Origin of the sequence: Bradyrhizobium sp. LTSP857 (assembly GCF_000938285.1) — a bacterium.
Classification (GTDB): Bacteria; Pseudomonadota; Alphaproteobacteria; order Rhizobiales; family Xanthobacteraceae; genus Bradyrhizobium.
Window position 1 is genome coordinate 150042 of sequence record NZ_JYMS01000020.1, and the last position, 18648, is coordinate 168689.

Genomic DNA, 18648 nt, shown 5'->3' on the forward strand with positions numbered 1-18648 from the left:
CTCTCGTCCGGGTCCTGCTGCCCCCATCCGCTCAGGCCGCGGTCGCCGAACGCACTCCGGCGGCCTTAGCCAGCGGCCGCACGCCCTTGCGCCATGCCGTGATGGTGCAGCCGAAGCGACCGCGGAACCAGCGGGCCATGGCGCTTTGCGCGGAGAAGCCGAGCTGCACGGCGATGTCGGCCAGCGGCCGGTCGGGGTCGTCGATCAGTTGGATCACCAGATCGGCGCGCTGCGCGTCGAGGATCGCCGAGAAGCTGGTGCCGGCTTCGGCAAGGTGGCGGTGGATGGTGCGGCGTGTACAGGCGAGATGCTCTGCCACGCGCTCGACCGAGCAGTCGCCGCTGGCGAGCAGGGTGCGCACGACCTCGTCGACCTTTTCCTCCCAGCTTGCCGGTCGTGTTTCGATCGCCTCGATCCGCTTGCGCAGATAGCTCGCGATGAGGGGATGCGCGCTCGGGATCCGGCGCTCCATGTCATGCGCCGACAACAGGATCGCATCGTCCTCCGCATTGAAGGTCACGCGGCAACCGTAGAAGTCGCGGTAGCGCTTGCGGTCGTGCGGCGGCGGATAATGCAAGTGCACCTCTTGCGGCCGCCAGTCACTGCCGAACAGCGACTGGATGATGCGGTGGACGCTGCCGAGCGCCATGTCGGTCGACTGGCGCGGCGCAGTCGGCTGCCGGCCGCGCAGATGCAGCGTGATGGTCACGGTCTGCTTGTCGCGGATGACGTCGAGCTTCATGCCGTCATGATGGACGTGGATGAAGCGCGAGAATGCTTCGATCGCCCCGCCGACGGTCGCCTGTTCGCGCACGATCAGGCCGACCGCGCCAAAGTTGGTCAGGCCGCCGCGCTCGGCCAGCCGTAAGCCAAAATCTTCAGCACCGGATGCCTCTGCCGACAATTCGAGCAGGCGACGTAAGGCTGTGACCGCAATGGGCGTATCGGGCTTGTCGAGGATGGCCAGCGGCAGCCTGACTTTGCGCATCATTTGTCTGGGGTCGAGCCCGACCGACCGGGCGACCTCCGGGTAACAGCTCAAGCCCGCGCTGCGAATGAGGTCGGTCATGCGAACCGTTCCTGCCAGCCATTCCCGCAGATGTCCCGAAATGTAAAACTTCTGTCCCGATCCGTCAAATCCGGGAACCGGGTGGAACATACATAAGTGAAACCGAAGCACTGGCGCGAATGCCGTGCTCACGACGGCGGGGCGCGATGGGGCCCTCGGCCGTCTCGGACCATTTGACCAAGACATTATTGGATCGGAATTATGCCGGGAAACATGCTTTCCAAGGGTGAGGTATTCGTCATTGAAACTGACGCCGCCTCCCGCGAACAACTTTCAGCGGCGCTTCAACACAGCGCCTATGACGTGATCTGCTTTGCCGACGGCGCATCGCTGTTGTCGGAAGCAAAGGCGCGGATGCCGGCCTGCGTGCTGCTGGAGATGCCACCGGATCGCTCCGCTCTCGACGTGCTCAAGCGGCTGCGCGAGGAGAACTGCATGGCGCCGGTCCTGGTGACCTCGTCCAACGGCAGCATCGCCATGGCGGTCGACGCCATCAAGAGCGGCGCGGCCGACTTCATCGAGAAGCCGTTCCGCACCCGCGACATCGTTGACCGGATCGATGCCGCGATCGACGAGTCCGCACAGCCGGATTCGAGCCGGCAGCGCTGGCTGCCCGGTTGTGAACCGCTGACCTTGCGGGAAGGCGACGTGCTCGAACATCTCGCTGCCGGCCTGACCAATAAGGAGATCGCCCGGCGCATGCATCTCAGCGCACGCACGGTCGAAGGCTATCGCGCCAGCATCTTGAAGAAGGCTGGTGCGCGAAACGTGACCGATCTGCTTCGTCGCATCTTCGGCCAGGCTTCGCCCAGCCAGGTCTGAAGTTCGAGTCCGAAGCGAGGTTTCGCCGCGGCGCGATGACGCGTTCCGCGGCCATGGTGCCGCCGCAGCGTCGCCCAACGGAAACCCCAATCGAACCGGTTCCTTCCCTGCCGCGTCTCACCACGATGGCGTGGCATGTTTCGCGCGTCCGGCTGGCGGCGCGACGATATCGGCAGGGAGGAATTTGATGCGCACGATCGCAAGATGTCTGGCGACGACGAGCCTGGTCCTGGTGACCACGGTGGTCGCTTCACCGTTATGGGCGGCCGATGTGGATGCCACATCCAGCATCGACACGGTCACCGTCTATCCCGATGGCGCGACCGTCACGCGCGTGATCGCGCTGGACCTCGCCTCCGGAGACAGCACGCTGGTCGCCAAGGATTTTCCGCTCTCGCTCGATCCGTCCTCCCTCCGCGTTGAGGGTGAGGCGGGCGCCAAGCTCACCATCGGCACCATCGATGCGCGGCCGCCGCGTGCGGCTCCTCCCGTCAATCTGCCCGAGCTCGACCAGCGCATCGAGGCGCTCAGGGATCAGCGCGCCGATTTGCAAGGCGCGATCGACTCTGCCGCCGCCCGGCGCAAGTTCGCGCAGCATTTTGCCGAAGCCTCCCCTGCCGGCCTCGGCGACAAGGGCGAGGCGCGGCCGATCACCGAATGGCGCGCGGCCTTTGCCGCGGTTGCCGAGGAGATCGCGACTGCCGACGCTGCGATCCGCGACGCGGCGCGAAAGCAGCGCGAGCTCGATCGCCAGATCGCGCAACTCGAAGCCGACCGGTCCGCCAAGCCGCCGAGCAAGTTGGAGGTGCGGATCGACGTCGCCTCGGCAGCCGCGACGAAGGCGACGCTGCGAGTCACTTACGCCGTGCGCAATGCGCGCTGGCTGCCGCTCTATGACGCCCGGCTCGATACCGGCGCCAAAGACCGCAAGCCGCAACTCGAGCTGGTCCGCCGCGCCGAGGTCACGCAATCGACTGGCGAAGACTGGTCCAACGTCACGCTTGGCGTTTCCACGGTCCGTATCGCCCGTGGCGGCAGCGCGCCGGAGCTGGGCTCGCTGGTGGCGCAATATCCGCAGGTGCCAAAGCCGATGGCGGCGGGCTCGATGTCGGACAGTGCGCGCTTGCGCTCCGCGCTGGTGCCGGCGCCTGCCGCGGAGCCTGCGCAAACCCAGCAGTTCAAATTTGGTGGAGGAACGGTCATTGCGGAGCAAGAGGCAACCGCCGAGATCGGCGACTTCCAGGCCACCTTCAGGATTCCCGGCCGCGTCAGCCTCGGCGCCGCCGAGGGCGCCAAGAGCCTGCGCATCGCCTCCATGAGCGTGCCCGCGGATCTCGCGGTGCGCGCCGCACCGGTGCTGGACCCGACCGCCTTCCTCGAAGCCAGCTTCAAGCAGACTGACGACACGACGTTGCTGCCGGGCAAGGTCGCGATCTATCGCGACGGCGTTTTTGTCGGCCGTGGCAAGCTCTCGGCCTCGGCCAAGGACGATATCGTACGGCTCGGCTTCGGCGCCGACGACAAGGTCAAGGTCGAGCGCGCCGTGCTCAAGCGCAACGAAGGCTCGGCGGGCCTGCTGGTCACGACGTCGAAGACCGACGAGCGTTCGTTCAAGACGACGATCCGCAACGGTCACGACTTCCCGATTCGTGTGGCGGTCGAGGATCAGCTGCCGGTCAGCGAGAACGAGGACATCGTCGTCGAAATGTTGCCCTCGACCACGTCGCCCACGGCAAAGGACATCCGTGACAAGCGCGGCGTGCTGGAATGGTCGTTCGACGCCAAGCCCGGCGAGGTCAAGGATATCAACTTCGCCTGGCGCGTCCGCTGGCCGAAGGACAAGAGCATGGTGATCGTGCCGTCGGGCTAGATCCCTGGCGCCGCCGCGCTCATCGACTGTGGCAGCACGTAAGGCACGCCGTCGTCGGCCTGATGGACGACGGCGTCGATTTCGAAGATGTCGCGGATGATCTCGCGCGTGACGATCTCAGCGCGCGGGCCGTCGGCAGCGAGCCGGCCGCTGTTCAGCACGACGAGGCGGTCGGCGAAGCGGATCGCGAGATTGAGATCATGCAGGATCGCGATCACCGCCGTGCCACCTGCCGCGCGCCTGCGTGCCGCTTCGACCAGGTCGATCTGGTGGCGTAGATCGAGGCTCGATGTCGGCTCGTCCAGCAGCAAAAGCCCGGGTCCGTGCTCGGCTTCGCCGCAGGCAAGCTGCACCAGCACGCGAGCGAAATGGGTGCGCTGCTGCTCGCCGCCGGACAGCGTCGGCAATTGCCGGTCGCGAAAATGTTCGAGGCCAACCTCATGCAGTGCGGCGTCAACCAGCCGTCCTGCATCGCGCGGGCTGCGGTCGCCCGCGCCCATCAGCACGATTTCCTCGACGGTGAAGGGGAAGGTGACGTTGACGTGCTGGGACAGCATCGCGCGGCGCGCGGCGAGTTCGCGTGGCGCAAAACTGCGGATATCGCGCTGCTTCAGCCGCACCTCGCCCTGGCTCGGTCGAAGATCGCCGGACAAGAGCCGTAGCAGCGTCGACTTGCCGGCGCCGTTCGGACCGATGATGGCGACCATCTCGCCCGCGTTGACGGTCAGGCCGACGCCATCGAGCAGCGTCGCGCGCCCGGCGCGCTTGGTCAAAGCGTGCGCTTCGATCACGGCGCTCATAGCGAGGCGAGCCCGCGCTGCCGCAGCAAAATCCCCAGGAAGACCGGCGCGCCGACGGCCGCGGTCAAAATACCGATCGGTATCTCGGCCGGCGCCACGATGGTGCGCGCCAGCGTGTCGGCGCCGACCATCAGGATCGCGCCGAGCAGCGTCGAGGCCGGCAGCAGCAGGCGATGTGCAGGTCCGATGATGAGGCGCAGCAGATGCGGCACGACGATGCCGACGAAGCCGATGACGCCACTGATCGACACCGCGACGCCGGTCATCGCTGAGACCATGACGATCGAAATCCGCTTCAGACGCTCGACGTCGACGCCGCCGTGAAAGGCGTCGGCTTCGCCAAGCACCAGCAGATCGAGGCCGCGCGCGATGAAGGCGCAGGCAGCCAACCCTGCTGCGAGAACTGGCGCTAGTATCGCAGCCTTGGTCCAGGTCGCGCCGCTCATCGAGCCCAGCAGCCAAAACGTAATGTCGCGAAGCTGGCGGTCGTCGGCGATGAAGACGAGCAGGCCGATGCCGGCATTGGTGATGGCCGTGATGGCGACGCCGGCGAGCAGGAATATCGCGATCGAGGTTTTGCCGGCGCGGCTGGAGATGCCGTAGAGGATCGCAGTCGTTGCGAGCGAGCCTGCAAAGGCCGCAAGCGGCAGCAGTTCAGTCTGGAGAAAGCGCAACGGCTCGCCGAAGCGCGAATCGGTGAAGACGATCGCGCTTGCCGCCGCGAGCGCGCCGCCGCTGGAGACGCCGACCAGCGCGGGATCGGCGAGCGGGTTGCGGAACAGTCCCTGCATGATCGCGCCGGCGGCTGCGAGCAGGCCGCCGACCGTTGCGGTCGCGGCAATCCGGGGGATGCGGATCGACCACAGCACGAGCTGGTCGCGGGCCATCAGCGCATTCGCGGTGCCGTCCGGGGCAAAGCCGAGTGCGGCCGGCAATCGGGAGATGGGAATGCCGGCCGCCCCTACTGTCAGCGCGATCATCGCGATGGCTGCGAGCGCCGCGAGGAGAAGTGACATCGCCAACGATGCGGATCGCCGTCCCGTGCTTCGTCGCAGGCTCCGCGCTTCCGTTCCGGTCGCCACGCTCATTGCCGGCAATTCGCCGCCGACAAGGCCGACGAGAAAGTACCGCTCTGGTCGACCAGTGCCGGATAGAGTTTCACGGACAGGTCGCGCGCGGCCGCCGCGGTGCGCGGCCCGAAGCCGAGCAGATAAAGCCCGTCCATCGTGACAAAGCTTTTGTTGGCCGCGACCGGTGTCAGGGCAAAGCCGGGATGCGTATAAATCGCGTCGGCCTGGAGCGAATCCTTGCCGCGTTCGATCGACAGCACCACGTCGGGCTTCGCCGCCACGATCGCCTCGTCGCCGATGATCTTGTAGCCGTCGTAATCGTCGACGGCGTTGGCGGCGCCCGCGAGCTGGATGATCTCGTCCGCGGCGGTCTTGTGGCCGGCGACCATCGCCCGCCCGTTTTGAAGCGACATGACAAACATCACTCGCACCGGCTTGGTCACCTTGGCACGCAGTACGCGGAGCTGGGCGAGATCGGCGCCGACCGCGGCGCTCAGGCATTCCGCGCGCGCATCGACACCCATGGCGTGGCCGACCAGCCTGATCTTATCGACGAGACCTTCCTCGGAGAAGGTTTCGGGCACCAGCACCAGCGGCACCTTCGCCGTCTCCAATACGTCCATGGTCTCGCGTGGGCCCGACCCCTGGATCGCCAGGATCAGCGTCGGGTTGAGGCCCAGCACGCCCTCGGCGGAGATCTGGCGCATATAGCCGATATTGGGTTTGTCGTGCAGCGCCGCCGCCGGATAGAGGCTCGTGGTGTCGACGCCGACCAGCCGGCTCTCGAGCCCGAGCGCATAGAGGATCTCGGTGATGGCGCCGCCGATCGAGACCGTGCGCCCGAAGTCGTTGACCGCAACGTCACGGTTGCGCGCATCATGCACGGTGATACCAGCGGCGTGAGCTTCGGAGGCGAGTGCGATCGTTCCGGCGAGCAGGACATGTGTAAGGGTGCGACAAAATGTCATTGCAGGTTACTTCGTCAGGATCAGCTTGTTCTGCGAGGTCAGACGGAGGCGATAGCTCTCCTCGCCATGCGCGATGAATATCTCGCGCTCGGCGGCAAACAGCTCGCGGCTGTCGATCCGGTTACCCCGCATCATCAGGGTTCTCGTTGTTGCAGAAGGGCTTTCCGCGTGCCCTCCGGCGTCGCCGATGTTGTCTCCGGATGCGGCTGACATGGGTCCCGTGATGCGCTTTCGAAATTTCAGATGCTGTCTGTCTGTATAAGCGGCATCAGGCGCATTCCAACCGCAGCAACTTACAATCGATATAAACTGCAACCTCGCGACATTGACCGTCAGAGTGTTGCCACGTAACCAATCAAGGCGCGGGGCAACTTGCCCGGGTCTTGAGAAAATTAGCCAGCCAGTCGCTCGCGGTTTGCGAGCGCACGCCAGCCAAACGACTCCAAAAACTAAAGTGAAGTGCAGGCTGGGGTGATATGGCTGACGGGGCTAGGTATTCGCGCGTCCTGATTTTGGGCGCGTCGGTGGTTTCAATTGCGGCGATGATGACGGAGAGCGGTCTTGCGCAGACTGCTCAGCCGCAGGCCGAACAGAATTCAACGGAGCGGCCGAAGCAGGCCAAGCGCAAGCAAGCCAGGCCGCAGGTCGCGCAGCAGGCTGCGCCCGACGTCATGAATGCTCGCGCCCAGGCGAGTGGCACGGCGTCCGTTCAGGCACTCGACACCATCACGGTCGCCGCAACAAAGACCAAGGAACGCGCGATCGATGCGCTCGCGCCTGTGAGCTCCGTGTCGCTCGATCAGATCCAGGGGCTCCAGCCGAACCGGCTGTCGGATGTCTTCTACAACGTTCCCGGCGTGTCGTTTCAGGAGCGCGGCGATGATCCTGCGACCGTCATCAACGTCCGCGGCTTGCAGGATTTCGGCCGCGTTGCCGTCGTCGTCGACGGTGCGCGGCAGAATTATCAGCGCACCGGCCACAACGCCAACGGCTCCTTCTTCCTCGATCCTGAATTGATCGGCGGCGTTGACGTCGTGCGCGGTCCGACCGCCAACATCTATGGCTCGGGCGCGATCGGCGGTCTTGTCTCTTTCCGGACCAAGGATATCAACGACGTACTGCGCCCCGGCGAGCGCTGGGGTGTCGATCTCTCCGGCTCCTACGGCTCCAACAACAGCCGCGGCCTCGGCTCGGTGTTCGGCGGCGTGCGCGCCACGCCCGACGTCGATATTTTCGGCGGCGCGGTCTACCGCACGCAAGGCAATTACAAGGACGGCAACGGCACCGAGATCGGCAACACCGGTAATCAGGTTGAGGCCGGGTTGATGAAGGTCACGGTGCGGCCAGCCTTAGGTCATGAAGTCAAGTTCGGCGCCACCTTCCAGGACTATCAATACACGATCGGCCAGATGAACACCGGCCCAGTGGCGACCGCGGCCCAGCGCGCGCTCTATCAGGGCTCGTCGGTCTATGCCTCCGATACCAAGAACTACACCGGCACCGTTACATGGAACTATGCGCTGCCGAGCGACAATCTATTCGACTGGCATATGTCGGCCTACGGCAACCGCACCGAGAACGACCAGACCAAGACCTATCACTATTCGACCTCGGGCGCGGCCTATTGCGGCGCCGGCAATTTCGGCAACAACATTTCGGGCTGCGTCGGCGACAAGCGCGCATATGTCCTCAACACGGTCGGCTTCGACGCCAACAATACCACGCGCTTCAATGTCGGCGACTGGCGCAATGCGCTGACCTATGGCGTCGACGCGTTCCAGGACGACGTGATCACGACGGACAGCCGCGGCAATTCCAACATCACGACGCCGAGCGGCATCCGCACCGTGTCCGGCGGCTTCCTGCAACTGAAGCAGAACTACAGTACCTGGTTCGAGGCTGTCAGCGCGATCCGTTATGACCGCTATAATCTGCAGTCGGGCACGACCAATACCGGCGGCGACCGCTTCTCACCGAAGATCACGCTCGGCGTGACGCCGGTGGCGGGCTTCCAGCCCTATGTGAGTTATGCCGAGGGCTATCGTGCGCCCTCGATCACCGAGACTGTGATCTCCGGCGCGCACGCGACCGGCGGCGGACCGGCCTTCTTCGTCTGTCCGGACGGCACTTCCGGCCTGTTCTGCTTCCTGCCCAACCCAAATCTTCGCCCCGAGGTCGGCAAGAACAAGGAAGTCGGCATCAACCTGAAATACGACAACATCTTCACCGCGTCGGACTCGTTCCGCGGCAAGATCAACCTGTTCCGCAACGACGTCTCCGACTACATCGACCTCGTCGCCTCGACGCCGGTCCCGACCGGGTTCGGTTCGTTCAGCCAGTTCTACCAGTATCAGAACATCACCAGCGCCCGTATCCAGGGTTTTGAGGCCGAGACGATGTACGATGCCGGCAACTGGTTCGTCGGTGTTGCCGGTCACTATATCCAGGGCAAGAACGTCGCCACCAATGTCGGGCTCGCGACCATCACGCCGCGCAAGGTCGTCACGACAGGCGGTGTCCGCCTGCTCGATCGCACGCTGATCCTGACCGCGCAGTGGGCCTCGTTCGGTCCCAACAATGACGTGCCCGCCGGCTATCTGCCTGCGACGGGGTACGAGCTGGTGAACCTGTACCTGACTTACAACGCGACCAAGGACATCGTGTTCTCGGCCTCGATCGACAATCTCTTGAACCAGTACTACCGGCCCTACGCCATTCCTGGCAGCTCGACCGACGGCACCACGCAGAATGACGTGCTGTGGTCGAGCCCCGGACCGGGCCGGGTCTACAAGGCCGGCTTGAAGATTCACTTCGGAGGTGCGTAGCCGGAAGGCATCGCAACACCGCCAATCTCCGCCGGACCGCGCTGATGCTCCAGCGCGGCCTCGGCGCGTTTCCGTCTAGATCAGAAGGAGAGACTCTTATGTTCATCGCCATGAACCGCTTTCAGGTGAAGAAGGGCGCGGAGACCGCGTTCGAAACCGTTTGGGCCACCCGCGAATCCTATCTCGGCAGCATGCCGGGCTTCGTCGAGTTTCATCTGTTGAAGGGCCCGGAGGCCGAGGACCACACGCTCTATTCCTCGCACACCACCTGGGTCGACAAGGCCGCGTTCGAGGCCTGGACGCGCTCGGACCAGTTTCGCCGCGCCCATGCCCGCGCCGACAATCCGACCGGCGAGAGCCTCTATCTCGGCCATCCCAAGTTCGAGGGCTTTGAGGTGATCCAGAGCGAACGCAAGGCCGCGGCGGCTTGACGCCGCGTGAAGCACGAGAGGAGCCGGACATGCTGAGCACCGATCTCGCCGATCTCAGGGCGTATATGGCCGACAATCCCGGCGCGGTGATCGAGGACGTCGCGCGCGAGCGCAAGGTCTCGCCGCGCGCCGTGATCGAGGCGCTGCCGTTGTCGATGGTGCGCATAGGCGCCGGCGAGCATTTCGCCGCCGCCATGCAGGACATCGCCGCGTGGGGCGAAGTCACGCTGATTATCCACACGGATGATGCGATCTTCGAGTTCACAGGCAGCATTCCCGCGGGCGAGATCGGCCGCGGCTATTTCAACCTGATGCAGCCGAAGGGATTGCACGGCCATCTCCGTCACGAGCGCTGCGCGGCCGTTGCTTTTGTCGAGCGTCCCTTCATGGGCAAGAACTCGGCCTTCGTGGCGTTCGTCAATGCCGACGGCGGCATCATGTTCAAGGTCTTCGTCGGCCGCGACGAGACCCGGGCGCTGCGTGCGGACCAGCTCGCGCGGTTCCGGCAGCTTGCGGACCGTATCGCGGCATAGCTTCTTTCTATCTGTCGGGAGATCAGGATGCAGGGCAAATTTTGGCTTCGGCACGTGATCGTAACGATCGCGTTCGCGCCGGCATCGGCCTTCGCCGCGACGGACGAAGCGCTGTTGCCGCGCAATCTGTCGCCCTGGGGTATGTTCGTCAGCGCCGACGTTGTCGTGAAGGCGGTGATGATCGGGTTGGCCTGCGCCTCACTGGTGACGTGGACAGTGTGGCTGGCCAAAACCATCGAGCTGCGCCGCAAGGGCGCGCTTGCCCTCAAGCGCACACGCGCACTCGAAGGCAATATGAAGCTGGCTGAGGCGGCCGAGCGGATCGGTGAGGCACACGATGCGGTGGCTCAGCTCATTCAGTCCTGCGCGAAGGAAGCGGAGCTCTCCGGCGGCATCCTCGACGACGGCCTTCAGGAGCGGGTGGCGCTGCGGCTCGAGCGGGTCGAGGCGGCGATGTCGCGGCAGATCGCGCGCGGCACCGGCGTGCTTGCGACCATCGGCGCCACCGCGCCGTTTGTTGGCCTGTTCGGCACTGTCTGGGGCATCATGAATTCCTTCATCGGCATTTCCGAGAGCCACACCACGAGCCTCGCCGTGGTCGCGCCCGGCATCGCGGAGGCGCTGCTCGCCACCGCGCTCGGCCTCGTCGCCGCGATCCCGGCGGTGGTGATCTACAATCATCTTGTCCGCGGCATCACCAATTACCGTGCGCTGCTCGGTGACGCCTCGGCGCAGCTTATGCTGCTGGTCAGCCGCCAGCGCGACCACCGTGACTTCCGCTTGTCGCGGGCGGCGGAGTAGGCCATGGCCGCGAAGCTCGGCGGACGTTCGCTATCTGGACTCAGGTCGCGCGGCGCGCCTGATGACCTCGACGTTACCCACGAGATCAACGTCACGCCCTTCATCGACGTGATGCTGGTGCTGCTGATCATCTTCATGGTGGCAGCGCCGCTCGCTACCGTCGACATCGGTGTCGACCTGCCCGCAACCGCCGCCGAGCCGGCGCCACGGCCCGACCAGCCGATCTTCGTCACCGTGAAGCCGGATCTCTCGATCGCCGTGGGCGAAGATGTCGTGGCCCGAGATGGGCTAGGCTCCTCGCTCGATGCCGCCACCAAGGGCCGCAAGGACGAGCGCATTTATCTGCGCGCCGACAAGGCTGTGAGCTATGGCGACCTGATGGACGTCATGAATACCTTGCGCAATGCCGGCTACCTCAAGGTCGCGCTGGTCGGCCTCGACGGACGCAGCTGATGGCCGCGAACGCCTTTGCCCTGCACCAGCCGCTTGGCGAACGCGAAACCGCGCGCTGGGGCGTATCGGGCGCGGTGATCGTGGCGTTGCATGTTGCCGCCGCGGTGCTTGCGATGAGCTGGCTCAGATCGCAACCGGAGCTCGGCGTCAGCCTGCCGGCGATCATGGTCGACATGGCGCCGGCGACGTCGGCGCCGCAACCGACACGGGACGATGTCGCGCCGGGACCACTGATGCAGGCGGCCGACGCCTCGCCGCCGGAGCCCGTGCAGCAACAGGCCGTCGAGGAAACAATCGCGCCGACGCCGCCGCAGGAGAAGCCGGAGGTGGTGGCGTCGCCGGAGCACAAGTTGGAGCCGACGCCGGCCAAACCTGAGCCAGCCAGGATCGTGCCGGTCGAAAAGACCGCGTCGGCGAAGCCGAAGATTGTTCGTCGCGAGGCCAGGACGCCGTCGGAAGCAATCCCTGCGCCGCGCACCAGCGCGCCGCCGCGCGCCGAGCGCGAGGCGCCGATGGCATCTGCGATGAGCGCAGGCGCGGTGGCGTCAATCATCGCGTCGTACAATCAGCGCGTCCGCGCGCATCTGATGCGCTTCCACCAATATCCGTCCAGCGGCGGCGGTGCGCGCGGCGTTGCCAGGCTGAGCTTCACCCTCAGCCGCGGTGGGCAAGTCACGTCCAGCCGTCTCGGCGGCTCGTCGGGCGTCGCCGCGTTCGATGCCCAGGCTATGTCGATGGTCCGCCAGGCCTCGCCGTTTCCGCCGATCCCGGACGAGATCAAGAACGGCGCGATGAGCTTTACGATTCCAGTGGAGTTTACGGTGAGGTAAGCCCACCGCTGTCATGCCCCGCGAAAGCGGGGCATCCAGTACCCCGCGGCGTTTCCGCATCACACGACCGCCGCGGCGTACTGGATCGCCCGGTCGAGCCGGGCGATGACCGTGGTGAGAGAGTTGCTTACTTCGCCTTCAGAAAATCCGCCACCTCGAGCAGCATGAACTCGTCGTCATCGGCCTTGTTGGGATCGCGGCTGGACGAGAACGGCAGATTGTTGTCGTTGCCGACGATGATGTGGGTGTCGTCGACCCGATCGACGTTCTCGATGGTGAAGAACGGGAAGGTGTAGACGCCGTCATTGAGCGGCTTGCGCGCCTTCTTGTCGGGATCCCTGATCTTCAACAGGTCGATATAGCCGATCTTGCGCACGGGCTTGCCGACATTGGCCTCTGTCAGCTCGATCTTGTAGACGCGCTTGAACTTGGCAACATCAGGGAAGCAGTTGTCGCCGCGGGTGCCTTGCGGGCAGGCCTTGTCGGGCGTGCCTTCGCCGTTGTCGCGCTCGATGACGAGGCCGGCGCTCGGGTCGATCATGTTGAAGTCGCCGATGGCGTTGCCGTTCTGCTCGAACACATACTGCCAGTAGCGGCCGGTGAACTTCTCCGCGGCGACGTCGAATTCGAGGATGCGGGAGGCTTCCTTGCCGTCGACCCGCTCCCAGTCCTTCTTGTCGGCATCCCACAGCGGGCCCTCGAGCAGGCCATAGAGGAACTTGCCGTCCTTGGACGAGGCAAAGCCCTCAAAACCCTTGGAGCGGCGCAGGTTGACGTTGGTGTAGGTCGCGCCCGGTGCGCCCGGCGTCCCCACCGCCCAATGATCGGGCGAGCGCACCGGCTTGCCGTCGGCGATGGTCTCGAACACGCCAAGGATCTTGCCGGTCCTGTCGGCCTTCAGGACATAGGGGCCGAACTCGTCGCCGATCCAGAAGGTGTCGCCGATGATCTGGAAGCCTTCGGTATCGAAATCGGAGCCGGTGAGGTAGCGCTTCTGGGTGTCTTCGTGAACGATGCGGAACGGCACCTTCTTGTCGGGATCGTGCAGGAAGATGGTCTCCTGCCGCTCGATCTTGCCGCCGGCCCAATCCATCTTGTAGCGGTTGAGATACAGCATCGAGTCCGGCGAGTTGGCGCGCGCGCCCATGCCGTTGTCGGTGATGACCCAGAAGCTGCCGTCCGGCATCTTCTTGATGCCGGAATGGCCCTGGAGCGGCTGGCCCTTGAACGGCAGCGAGATGCCGGTCGGGCGCTCAAAGGACTTGCCCATCACGGTACCGAGCGCGTCGACGCGCTTGCCGGTGGTGTATTTGCCAGAGGTCTTGAGATCGGCGGGCGCGTCAGCCGGCGCGTCAATGAAGGTCGCGGCCGGCATCACCACGTGGCCGGCGAGCTTGGCGGGGAATTCGCCTTCGCTCTGCGCGAGCGCCGGGCTCGCGATGAGAATGATCGTTGCGACGGTGCTGAGAAAAGTCGCGCGCATGTGCGTCTCCTGTTAACGGAGGCCGTCTTATGCGGACCGCACATTGCAGTTTTGTGAAACCGGGCCAAACGCCGCAGGCGCCGGCTACTCCTTGACCGCGCCGGTCAGCGAGGAGACGTAGTAATCGACGAACAGCGAGTAGAAGATCGCAACCGGCAGCGAGCCGAGCAGCGAGCCCGCCATCAGTGCGCCCCACTGGTAGACGTCGCCGGTGACGAGTTCGGTCAGGATCGCGACCGGCACGGTCTTGTTGGCGCCGCTCTGGATGAAGGCGAGCGCATAGATGAACTCGTTCCAGGACAGCGTAAAGGAGAAGATGCCGGCCGAGATCAGGCCGGGCACGGCCAGCGGCAGCGTGATCCGGCGCAGGATCTGAAGCCGGGTCGCACCGTCGACCAGCGCGCATTCCTCGAGCTCATAGGGGATCGATTTGAAATAGCCGATCAGGAGCCAGGTGCAGAACGGCACCAGGAAGGTCGGATAGACCAGGATCAGGGCAAGCGGTGAGTCGAACAGGCCGAACTGCACCACGACGGTGGCGAGCGGGATGAACAGGATCGACGGCGGCACGAGGTAGGCCATATAAATGCCGAGGCCCACATAGGGGCTGCCGCGGAAGCGTAAGCGTTCGATGGCGTAGGCAGCTAACGTGCTCGCGAACAGCGACAGCGTGGTCGAGCCGATCGCCACCAGCATGGTCGTCCACAGCCAGCGCGGATAGGCGGTGTCGAACAGCAAATGCTTGATGTGAGCAAGCGTCGGCGAGGTGATCCAGAACGGGTTGTGCTCCTTGTAATTCATCAGCTCCGCGTTCGGCTTGAACGACGTGATCGCCATCCAGTAGAACGGAAACAGCAGGATCAGCACGAAGCAGCCGAGCGGCAAATAGATCATCATCAGCCGCCGCAACCCGGAATCCCAGGCCATGGTGTCGGGCGCCGCCCTCGCGACGGAGGCAGGTTGCGCGACGGTGTCAGTCATTGGCCTCTCCCTGCTGCCATTTGCGGCGCGCCAGGCCGAAATAGGAGAACAGCGTTGCGAACACCAGGAACGGGATCATCGACACCGCGATGGCGGCGCCCTCGCCGAGCTCGCCGCCGGCGATGCCGCGCTGGAAGGCCAGCGTCGCGAGCAGATGGGTCGAGTTCACCGGCCCGCCGCGGGTGATGGCATAGACGAGCTGGAAGTCGGTGAAGGTGAAGATGATCGAGAAGGTCATGACGATGGCGAGGATCGGCATCATCATCGGGAAGGTGATGTAGCGGAAGCGCTGCCAGGCGCTGGCGCCGTCGAGCATCGCGGCCTCGTAGAGCGAGGGCGAGATGGTCTGGAGGCCCGCCAGCAGCGAGATCGCGACGAAGGGAATGCCGCGCCAGATGTTGGCGACGATCAGCGAAAAGCGCGCCGGCCAGGGCGAGCCGAGGAAGTCAATATTGGTCGTTCGCCAATGCAGCACGTCGACCAGCAGGTAGGAGATGATCGAGAATTGAGGATCATAGATCCACCAGAACGCCAGCGCCGAGAGCACCGTCGGCACGATCCAGGGCAGCAGCACGATCGCACGCAGCAGGCTCTTGAACGGGAAATGGTTGTTGAGCAGAAGCGCCAGCCAGAAGCCGAGCGCGAACTTCCCGAAGGTCGCAACGCCAGTGTAGAACACGCTGTAGAACACCGCGCCCCACCACAGCGGATCCGTGAGCAGGTACTGAAAGTTCTCAAATCCCACGAAGACGCCGCGCCGGCCGATCGTGGTGTCGGTGAAGGCGAGCCAGATGCCGAGGCCGAGCGGATAGGTCAGGAACACCGCGAGCAGCCCGATCGCAGGCGCAAGGCACATCACGATCAGGAACGGTTTGTAGTCGAACAGGCGCACCAGCCACGACGGTTGCCGCTGTGCAAGGGCCGGGGAGGGGAGTGTGGTCACGGACATCGGGTCGTTGTCCTGTTCTTGAAAGTCACCCCCTTATCGGGCCTGACGCCGGAAGTACCGCTTGCAGCGCTGCTCCGCTTCTGCGGCCGCGGCCTCCGGCGTCGCGGCGCCGGTCGCGACCGAAGCGAACATCTGCACCGTCACGTAGTCCGCGCGAACCGCACCGGTGGCGGTCGAAATCGGACCCTTGTAGCCGGCATAATAGGTGCTGTTCATGGTGTCCCTGAAGATCGCGACCTTGGGATCGCCCTTCCACACCGCCGAATCGGCATAGGCCGCCAGCGGTTGCGACCAGTAACCGCTGTTGGCGTTGAGCCAGGGCTCATACTGGTCCTTCTCCAGCATGTACTGGAGGAAGGCCTTTGCGGCGTTTGGATATGGGCTGTGCTTGAACACCATGGCGTTCAGCGTCAGCCCCGACATCGGCGAGATCGGCGCAAGAAACTTCGGCAACAGCTGATGTTCGCTGTCCTCGGCGATCGCGGCGGTCGCTGGATCGTTCTTCAGCGAGAAGTACAGCGAGACGCCGTTCGCCGTCAGGCCGATTTCCTGTGAAGAGTAGGCGCGGTTGTTGCTGACGTCGTTCCAGGACGGCGTGCCCGCGATGAAGGTCGGATAAAGCTCCTTCACATAGTTCAGCGCCGCGATGGTTTCCTTGCTGTTGATGGTGACATTGCCTTCCTCATCCAGCAGCGAGGCGTTGTGCGACCACATCATCCAGTCCGCAAAGCCGTTGCCGTCACCGACGGCGTTGCCGAGCGCAAAGCCGGCGGGCTTGCCGGCCTTCTGCAACTTCTTGCAGAGGTCGAGGAATCCGGGAAGGTCGTCCGGCGCCCTGTCGAACCCGACGGATTTGAGAATCGACTTGCGATAGATCAGGGGACCGGCGGTGGCGCCGAACGGGAGGCCGATCCAGGTATCGCTCCTGGCCTTTTTGCCATAGGCCTTCGCAAGGTTCTGCCAGCCGCCATACTTCTTGCCGAGATAGTCGGCGACGTCGGTCAGCTCGATCAGCTTGTCGACATAGATATGCGGCGCGTCGGAGAAGCCGATGATGATGTCGGGGCCGGCGCCGGAATTCGAGGTCACCGCGGTCTGCTGGTTGATGTCTTCCCAGCCGACGAAGTCGACCTTGACCTCGACCCCTGTCTCCTTGGTGAATTTGGCCGCATTGGCGCGGAACACGTCTTCGTCGGCCTGGACGAAGCGCACCGGCCGCAGCATGCGGAGTGTTGCGCCCTTCTCGATCGGCAGTTTCGGTGCGGGGACGTCGGCAGCCTTGATCGCGGATTGAGCGTGCGCTGCAACACCAGTGGCAGCGACCGTTGCAGCGGACAGGCCCAGCGCCAAGGCATCACGACGTGTGATGTCGTTCCTCATCAGTTCCTCCCTATGATGTCTCCCTTCCCGGCGTTGATCGCCGGTGAAGGGCCGTTTCGGTCTTTCGGCGCGTTTTGCGCCGGCCGCCTTAGCTGTTCGGGCCGCGGTCCATGCTGACGGGCTGCCAGCGGCGGAGCGCGGTGTCTTGCAGCACCGACGGATTGACGCAGCTTACCGGCCACATGCCCTGAAGCACCAGTGACAATTCGTAGCCCACACGGCGCTTGCGTGCCTCGTCGAACCGTGCCGAGGCCGAGGCGACATGGGCGGTCAAGGTGACGTTCTCCATGCCGAGGATGGGATTGTTGTGCGAGGGCGGCTCCTTCTCCAGCACGTCGAGCGCGGCGTGCGCGATCCAGCCCTCCTGCAGCGCCTTGATCAGGCTCTCTTCGTCGACCGTGGCACCGCGCCCCGTGTTGATGAAGATCGAGCCCTTCTTCATCTGCCGAAAATGCTTCTCGGTCAGCATGTGATGCACCTCGGGCCGGGCGGGCGCGTGCATCGAGACGAAGTCGGATTGCGACAGCACCTCGTTCAGCGTCGCCGGCATCACACCGTGATCGTACATCAGCGTTTCCTGGATGAAGGGATCGTAGGCCATCATGCGCAGGCCGAACGGCGCGGCGCGCTTTGCGACCGCACGCGCGACGCGGCCGAACGAGATGAAGCCGAGCGTCTGGCCCATCAGCCGCGGGACCTTCAGGAGTGCTGGCCGGCCTTCGGCCCAGCGCCCGGTGCGCACCATCTTGTCCTGCTCGACCAGGCGGCGGAAGCCGGCGAGCAGCAGTGTCATGGCGTGGTCGGCGACTTCCTCGATGAAGGTGTCGGGGATGTTGGTGACGGGAATGCCGCGTGCAGTGGCGGCCTTGATGTCGACGCTGTCGACGCCGACCGAGCCGAGCGTAATGACCTTGCAGCTCTCCAGCGCGTCGATGATGGTCTTGGTGATCGGGATGCCCTTGGCGTAGATGGCATCGGCGTTTTTCGCTGCGGCGATGAATTCGGCCTCGTTGGCGGGCGCCTCGATGATCTCGGCATCGATCGGATCGAGCGCCTCGCGCTCGTACGAATAGTCGCTGCCGGCGACCGTGAAGCTCGCGCCCTTCGGCGTCACCACCCTGTATTTTGGCATTTCCTGCTCCCGATTTGGTTTGTCGGTTCTTGTTATGACCCGCGCCTGCGGCGGGCCTTTGCGTCTTTTACGCGAAATCGGGGCGCTCGCGTACAATCGCCGGTTGCCGGCCTGACGATTTATTTGCAGGTTTTCCGGCATCGTCCGGGCTTCTACGGAGGCGTGTAAGTAACTTGCTAAGGGGTCACCCACTAAAAGTTGATTCAAATCAAGAATGTCTGCGCTTCAGTCCGCGCCACCCGAGGAGCCCA

18 protein-coding genes are annotated in these 18648 nt (G+C 64.5%); 8 read left to right on the plus strand and 10 right to left on the minus strand.

Annotation, left to right across the window (positions count from 1 at the left end):
- Positions 1-31 precede the first annotated feature (31 nt).
- On the minus strand, positions 32-1069 hold the full coding sequence (locus tag UP06_RS11980) for an AraC family transcriptional regulator (protein ID WP_045002774.1): 1038 nt from the start codon (positions 1067-1069) through the stop codon (positions 32-34).
- A gap of 201 nt (positions 1070-1270) precedes the next feature.
- Here UP06_RS11980 and UP06_RS11985 point away from each other — a divergent pair, with 201 nt between their 5' ends.
- Both UP06_RS11985 and UP06_RS11990 read left to right on the plus strand, forming a co-directional pair.
- A complete protein-coding gene (locus tag UP06_RS11985; RefSeq protein ID WP_045002775.1) occupies positions 1271-1891 on the plus strand; it encodes a response regulator transcription factor in 621 nt (206 codons plus the stop codon).
- Between the two features lie 187 nt (positions 1892-2078).
- On the plus strand, positions 2079-3761 hold the full coding sequence (locus tag UP06_RS11990) for a mucoidy inhibitor MuiA family protein (protein ID WP_045002776.1): 1683 nt from the start codon (positions 2079-2081) through the stop codon (positions 3759-3761).
- On the opposite strand, the gene UP06_RS11995 is transcribed toward UP06_RS11990, so the two are convergent.
- The 4 genes from UP06_RS11995 to UP06_RS42015 are packed head-to-tail and all read right to left on the minus strand — an operon-like array spanning position 3758 to position 6812.
- A complete protein-coding gene (locus tag UP06_RS11995) occupies positions 3758-4561 on the minus strand; it encodes a heme ABC transporter ATP-binding protein (RefSeq protein ID WP_045002777.1) in 804 nt (267 codons plus the stop codon). The genes UP06_RS11990 and UP06_RS11995 overlap by 4 nt on opposite strands.
- Complete coding sequence (locus UP06_RS12000) at positions 4558-5649, minus strand: FecCD family ABC transporter permease (RefSeq protein WP_045002778.1); 1092 nt, start codon at positions 5647-5649, stop codon at positions 4558-4560. The genes UP06_RS11995 and UP06_RS12000 overlap by 4 nt, the downstream gene beginning before the upstream one ends.
- Entirely contained in the window at positions 5646-6599 is a 954-nt protein-coding gene (locus tag UP06_RS12005) for a heme/hemin ABC transporter substrate-binding protein (RefSeq protein WP_045002779.1), read from the minus strand. Before UP06_RS12005 ends, UP06_RS12000 begins: the two co-directional genes overlap by 4 nt.
- A gap of 6 nt (positions 6600-6605) precedes the next feature.
- A complete protein-coding gene (locus UP06_RS42015; RefSeq protein WP_045002780.1) occupies positions 6606-6812 on the minus strand; it encodes a hemin uptake protein HemP in 207 nt (68 codons plus the stop codon).
- 263 nt (positions 6813-7075) lie between these two features.
- On the opposite strand from UP06_RS42015, the gene UP06_RS12015 reads away from it, so the two are divergent.
- The 6 genes from UP06_RS12015 (at position 7076) to UP06_RS12040 (ending at position 12472) form a co-directional block, all read left to right on the plus strand.
- Positions 7076-9424 (plus strand): TonB-dependent hemoglobin/transferrin/lactoferrin family receptor, encoded by a 2349-nt coding sequence (locus tag UP06_RS12015; RefSeq protein ID WP_082081371.1) that lies wholly within the window; start codon positions 7076-7078, stop codon positions 9422-9424.
- Positions 9425-9522: 98 nt separating this feature from the next.
- Entirely contained in the window at positions 9523-9855 is a 333-nt protein-coding gene (gene hmuQ / locus UP06_RS12020) for a heme-degrading protein HmuQ (protein ID WP_045002782.1), read from the plus strand.
- Between the two features lie 29 nt (positions 9856-9884).
- Positions 9885-10388, plus strand: a complete 504-nt coding sequence (gene hutX / locus UP06_RS12025; RefSeq protein ID WP_045002783.1) for a heme utilization cystosolic carrier protein HutX — start codon at positions 9885-9887, stop codon at positions 10386-10388.
- Between the two features lie 27 nt (positions 10389-10415).
- On the plus strand, positions 10416-11189 hold the full coding sequence (gene exbB / locus UP06_RS12030; RefSeq protein WP_045002784.1) for a tonB-system energizer ExbB: 774 nt from the start codon (positions 10416-10418) through the stop codon (positions 11187-11189).
- Between the two features lie 3 nt (positions 11190-11192).
- Positions 11193-11642, plus strand: coding sequence for a TonB system transport protein ExbD (gene exbD, locus UP06_RS12035; protein ID WP_045002785.1), 450 nt, complete (start codon positions 11193-11195; stop codon positions 11640-11642).
- Positions 11642-12472 carry a TonB family protein gene (locus UP06_RS12040; protein ID WP_045002786.1) on the plus strand — a complete coding sequence of 277 codons (831 nt, stop codon included), beginning with the start codon at positions 11642-11644 and terminating at the stop codon, positions 12470-12472. The genes exbD and UP06_RS12040 overlap by 1 nt, the downstream gene beginning before the upstream one ends.
- 127 nt (positions 12473-12599) lie before the next feature.
- On the opposite strand, the gene UP06_RS12045 is transcribed toward UP06_RS12040, so the two are convergent.
- The 5 genes from UP06_RS12045 to UP06_RS12065 form a co-directional block, all read right to left on the minus strand.
- Positions 12600-13955, minus strand: a complete 1356-nt coding sequence (locus tag UP06_RS12045) for an esterase-like activity of phytase family protein (RefSeq protein WP_045002787.1) — start codon at positions 13953-13955, stop codon at positions 12600-12602.
- Positions 13956-14039: 84 nt separating this feature from the next.
- Positions 14040-14936: a carbohydrate ABC transporter permease gene (locus UP06_RS12050; protein WP_045002788.1), complete on the minus strand. Its 897-nt coding sequence runs from the start codon at positions 14934-14936 to the stop codon at positions 14040-14042.
- Positions 14929-15885 carry a carbohydrate ABC transporter permease gene (locus UP06_RS12055; RefSeq protein ID WP_045002789.1) on the minus strand — a complete coding sequence of 319 codons (957 nt, stop codon included), beginning with the start codon at positions 15883-15885 and terminating at the stop codon, positions 14929-14931. Before UP06_RS12055 ends, UP06_RS12050 begins: the two co-directional genes overlap by 8 nt.
- 33 nt (positions 15886-15918) lie before the next feature.
- Positions 15919-17265, minus strand: coding sequence for an ABC transporter substrate-binding protein (locus UP06_RS12060; RefSeq protein ID WP_045002790.1), 1347 nt, complete (start codon positions 17263-17265; stop codon positions 15919-15921).
- 88 nt (positions 17266-17353) lie between these two features.
- On the minus strand, positions 17354-18397 hold the full coding sequence (locus tag UP06_RS12065; RefSeq protein ID WP_045002791.1) for a C-terminal binding protein: 1044 nt from the start codon (positions 18395-18397) through the stop codon (positions 17354-17356).
- Between the last annotated feature and the right edge of the window lie 251 nt (positions 18398-18648).

What these genes read in the sequence shown, in the direction of transcription:
- UP06_RS12040 (WP_045002786.1), top strand. Translation starts at nt 11,642, where the DNA reads ATGGCCGCGAACGCCTTTGCCCTGCACCAGCCGCTTGGCGAACGCGAA.
- UP06_RS12050 (WP_045002788.1), bottom strand. Translation starts at nt 14,936, where the DNA reads ATGACTGACACCGTCGCGCAACCTGCCTCCGTCGCGAGGGCGGCGCCC.
- exbB (WP_045002784.1), top strand. Translation starts at nt 10,416, where the DNA reads ATGCAGGGCAAATTTTGGCTTCGGCACGTGATCGTAACGATCGCGTTC.
- UP06_RS11990 (WP_045002776.1), top strand. Translation starts at nt 2,079, where the DNA reads ATGCGCACGATCGCAAGATGTCTGGCGACGACGAGCCTGGTCCTGGTG.
- UP06_RS12005 (WP_045002779.1), bottom strand. Translation starts at nt 6,599, where the DNA reads ATGACATTTTGTCGCACCCTTACACATGTCCTGCTCGCCGGAACGATC.
- hmuQ (WP_045002782.1), top strand. Translation starts at nt 9,523, where the DNA reads ATGTTCATCGCCATGAACCGCTTTCAGGTGAAGAAGGGCGCGGAGACC.
- UP06_RS11995 (WP_045002777.1), bottom strand. Translation starts at nt 4,561, where the DNA reads ATGAGCGCCGTGATCGAAGCGCACGCTTTGACCAAGCGCGCCGGGCGC.
- UP06_RS12065 (WP_045002791.1), bottom strand. Translation starts at nt 18,397, where the DNA reads ATGCCAAAATACAGGGTGGTGACGCCGAAGGGCGCGAGCTTCACGGTC.
- UP06_RS12055 (WP_045002789.1), bottom strand. Translation starts at nt 15,885, where the DNA reads ATGTCCGTGACCACACTCCCCTCCCCGGCCCTTGCACAGCGGCAACCG.
- UP06_RS12000 (WP_045002778.1), bottom strand. Translation starts at nt 5,649, where the DNA reads ATGAGCGTGGCGACCGGAACGGAAGCGCGGAGCCTGCGACGAAGCACG.
- UP06_RS11980 (WP_045002774.1), bottom strand. Translation starts at nt 1,069, where the DNA reads ATGACCGACCTCATTCGCAGCGCGGGCTTGAGCTGTTACCCGGAGGTC.
- UP06_RS12015 (WP_082081371.1), top strand. Translation starts at nt 7,076, where the DNA reads ATGGCTGACGGGGCTAGGTATTCGCGCGTCCTGATTTTGGGCGCGTCG.
- UP06_RS12045 (WP_045002787.1), bottom strand. Translation starts at nt 13,955, where the DNA reads ATGCGCGCGACTTTTCTCAGCACCGTCGCAACGATCATTCTCATCGCG.
- hutX (WP_045002783.1), top strand. Translation starts at nt 9,885, where the DNA reads ATGCTGAGCACCGATCTCGCCGATCTCAGGGCGTATATGGCCGACAAT.
- UP06_RS11985 (WP_045002775.1), top strand. Translation starts at nt 1,271, where the DNA reads ATGCCGGGAAACATGCTTTCCAAGGGTGAGGTATTCGTCATTGAAACT.
- UP06_RS12060 (WP_045002790.1), bottom strand. Translation starts at nt 17,265, where the DNA reads ATGAGGAACGACATCACACGTCGTGATGCCTTGGCGCTGGGCCTGTCC.
- UP06_RS42015 (WP_045002780.1), bottom strand. Translation starts at nt 6,812, where the DNA reads ATGTCAGCCGCATCCGGAGACAACATCGGCGACGCCGGAGGGCACGCG.
- exbD (WP_045002785.1), top strand. Translation starts at nt 11,193, where the DNA reads ATGGCCGCGAAGCTCGGCGGACGTTCGCTATCTGGACTCAGGTCGCGC.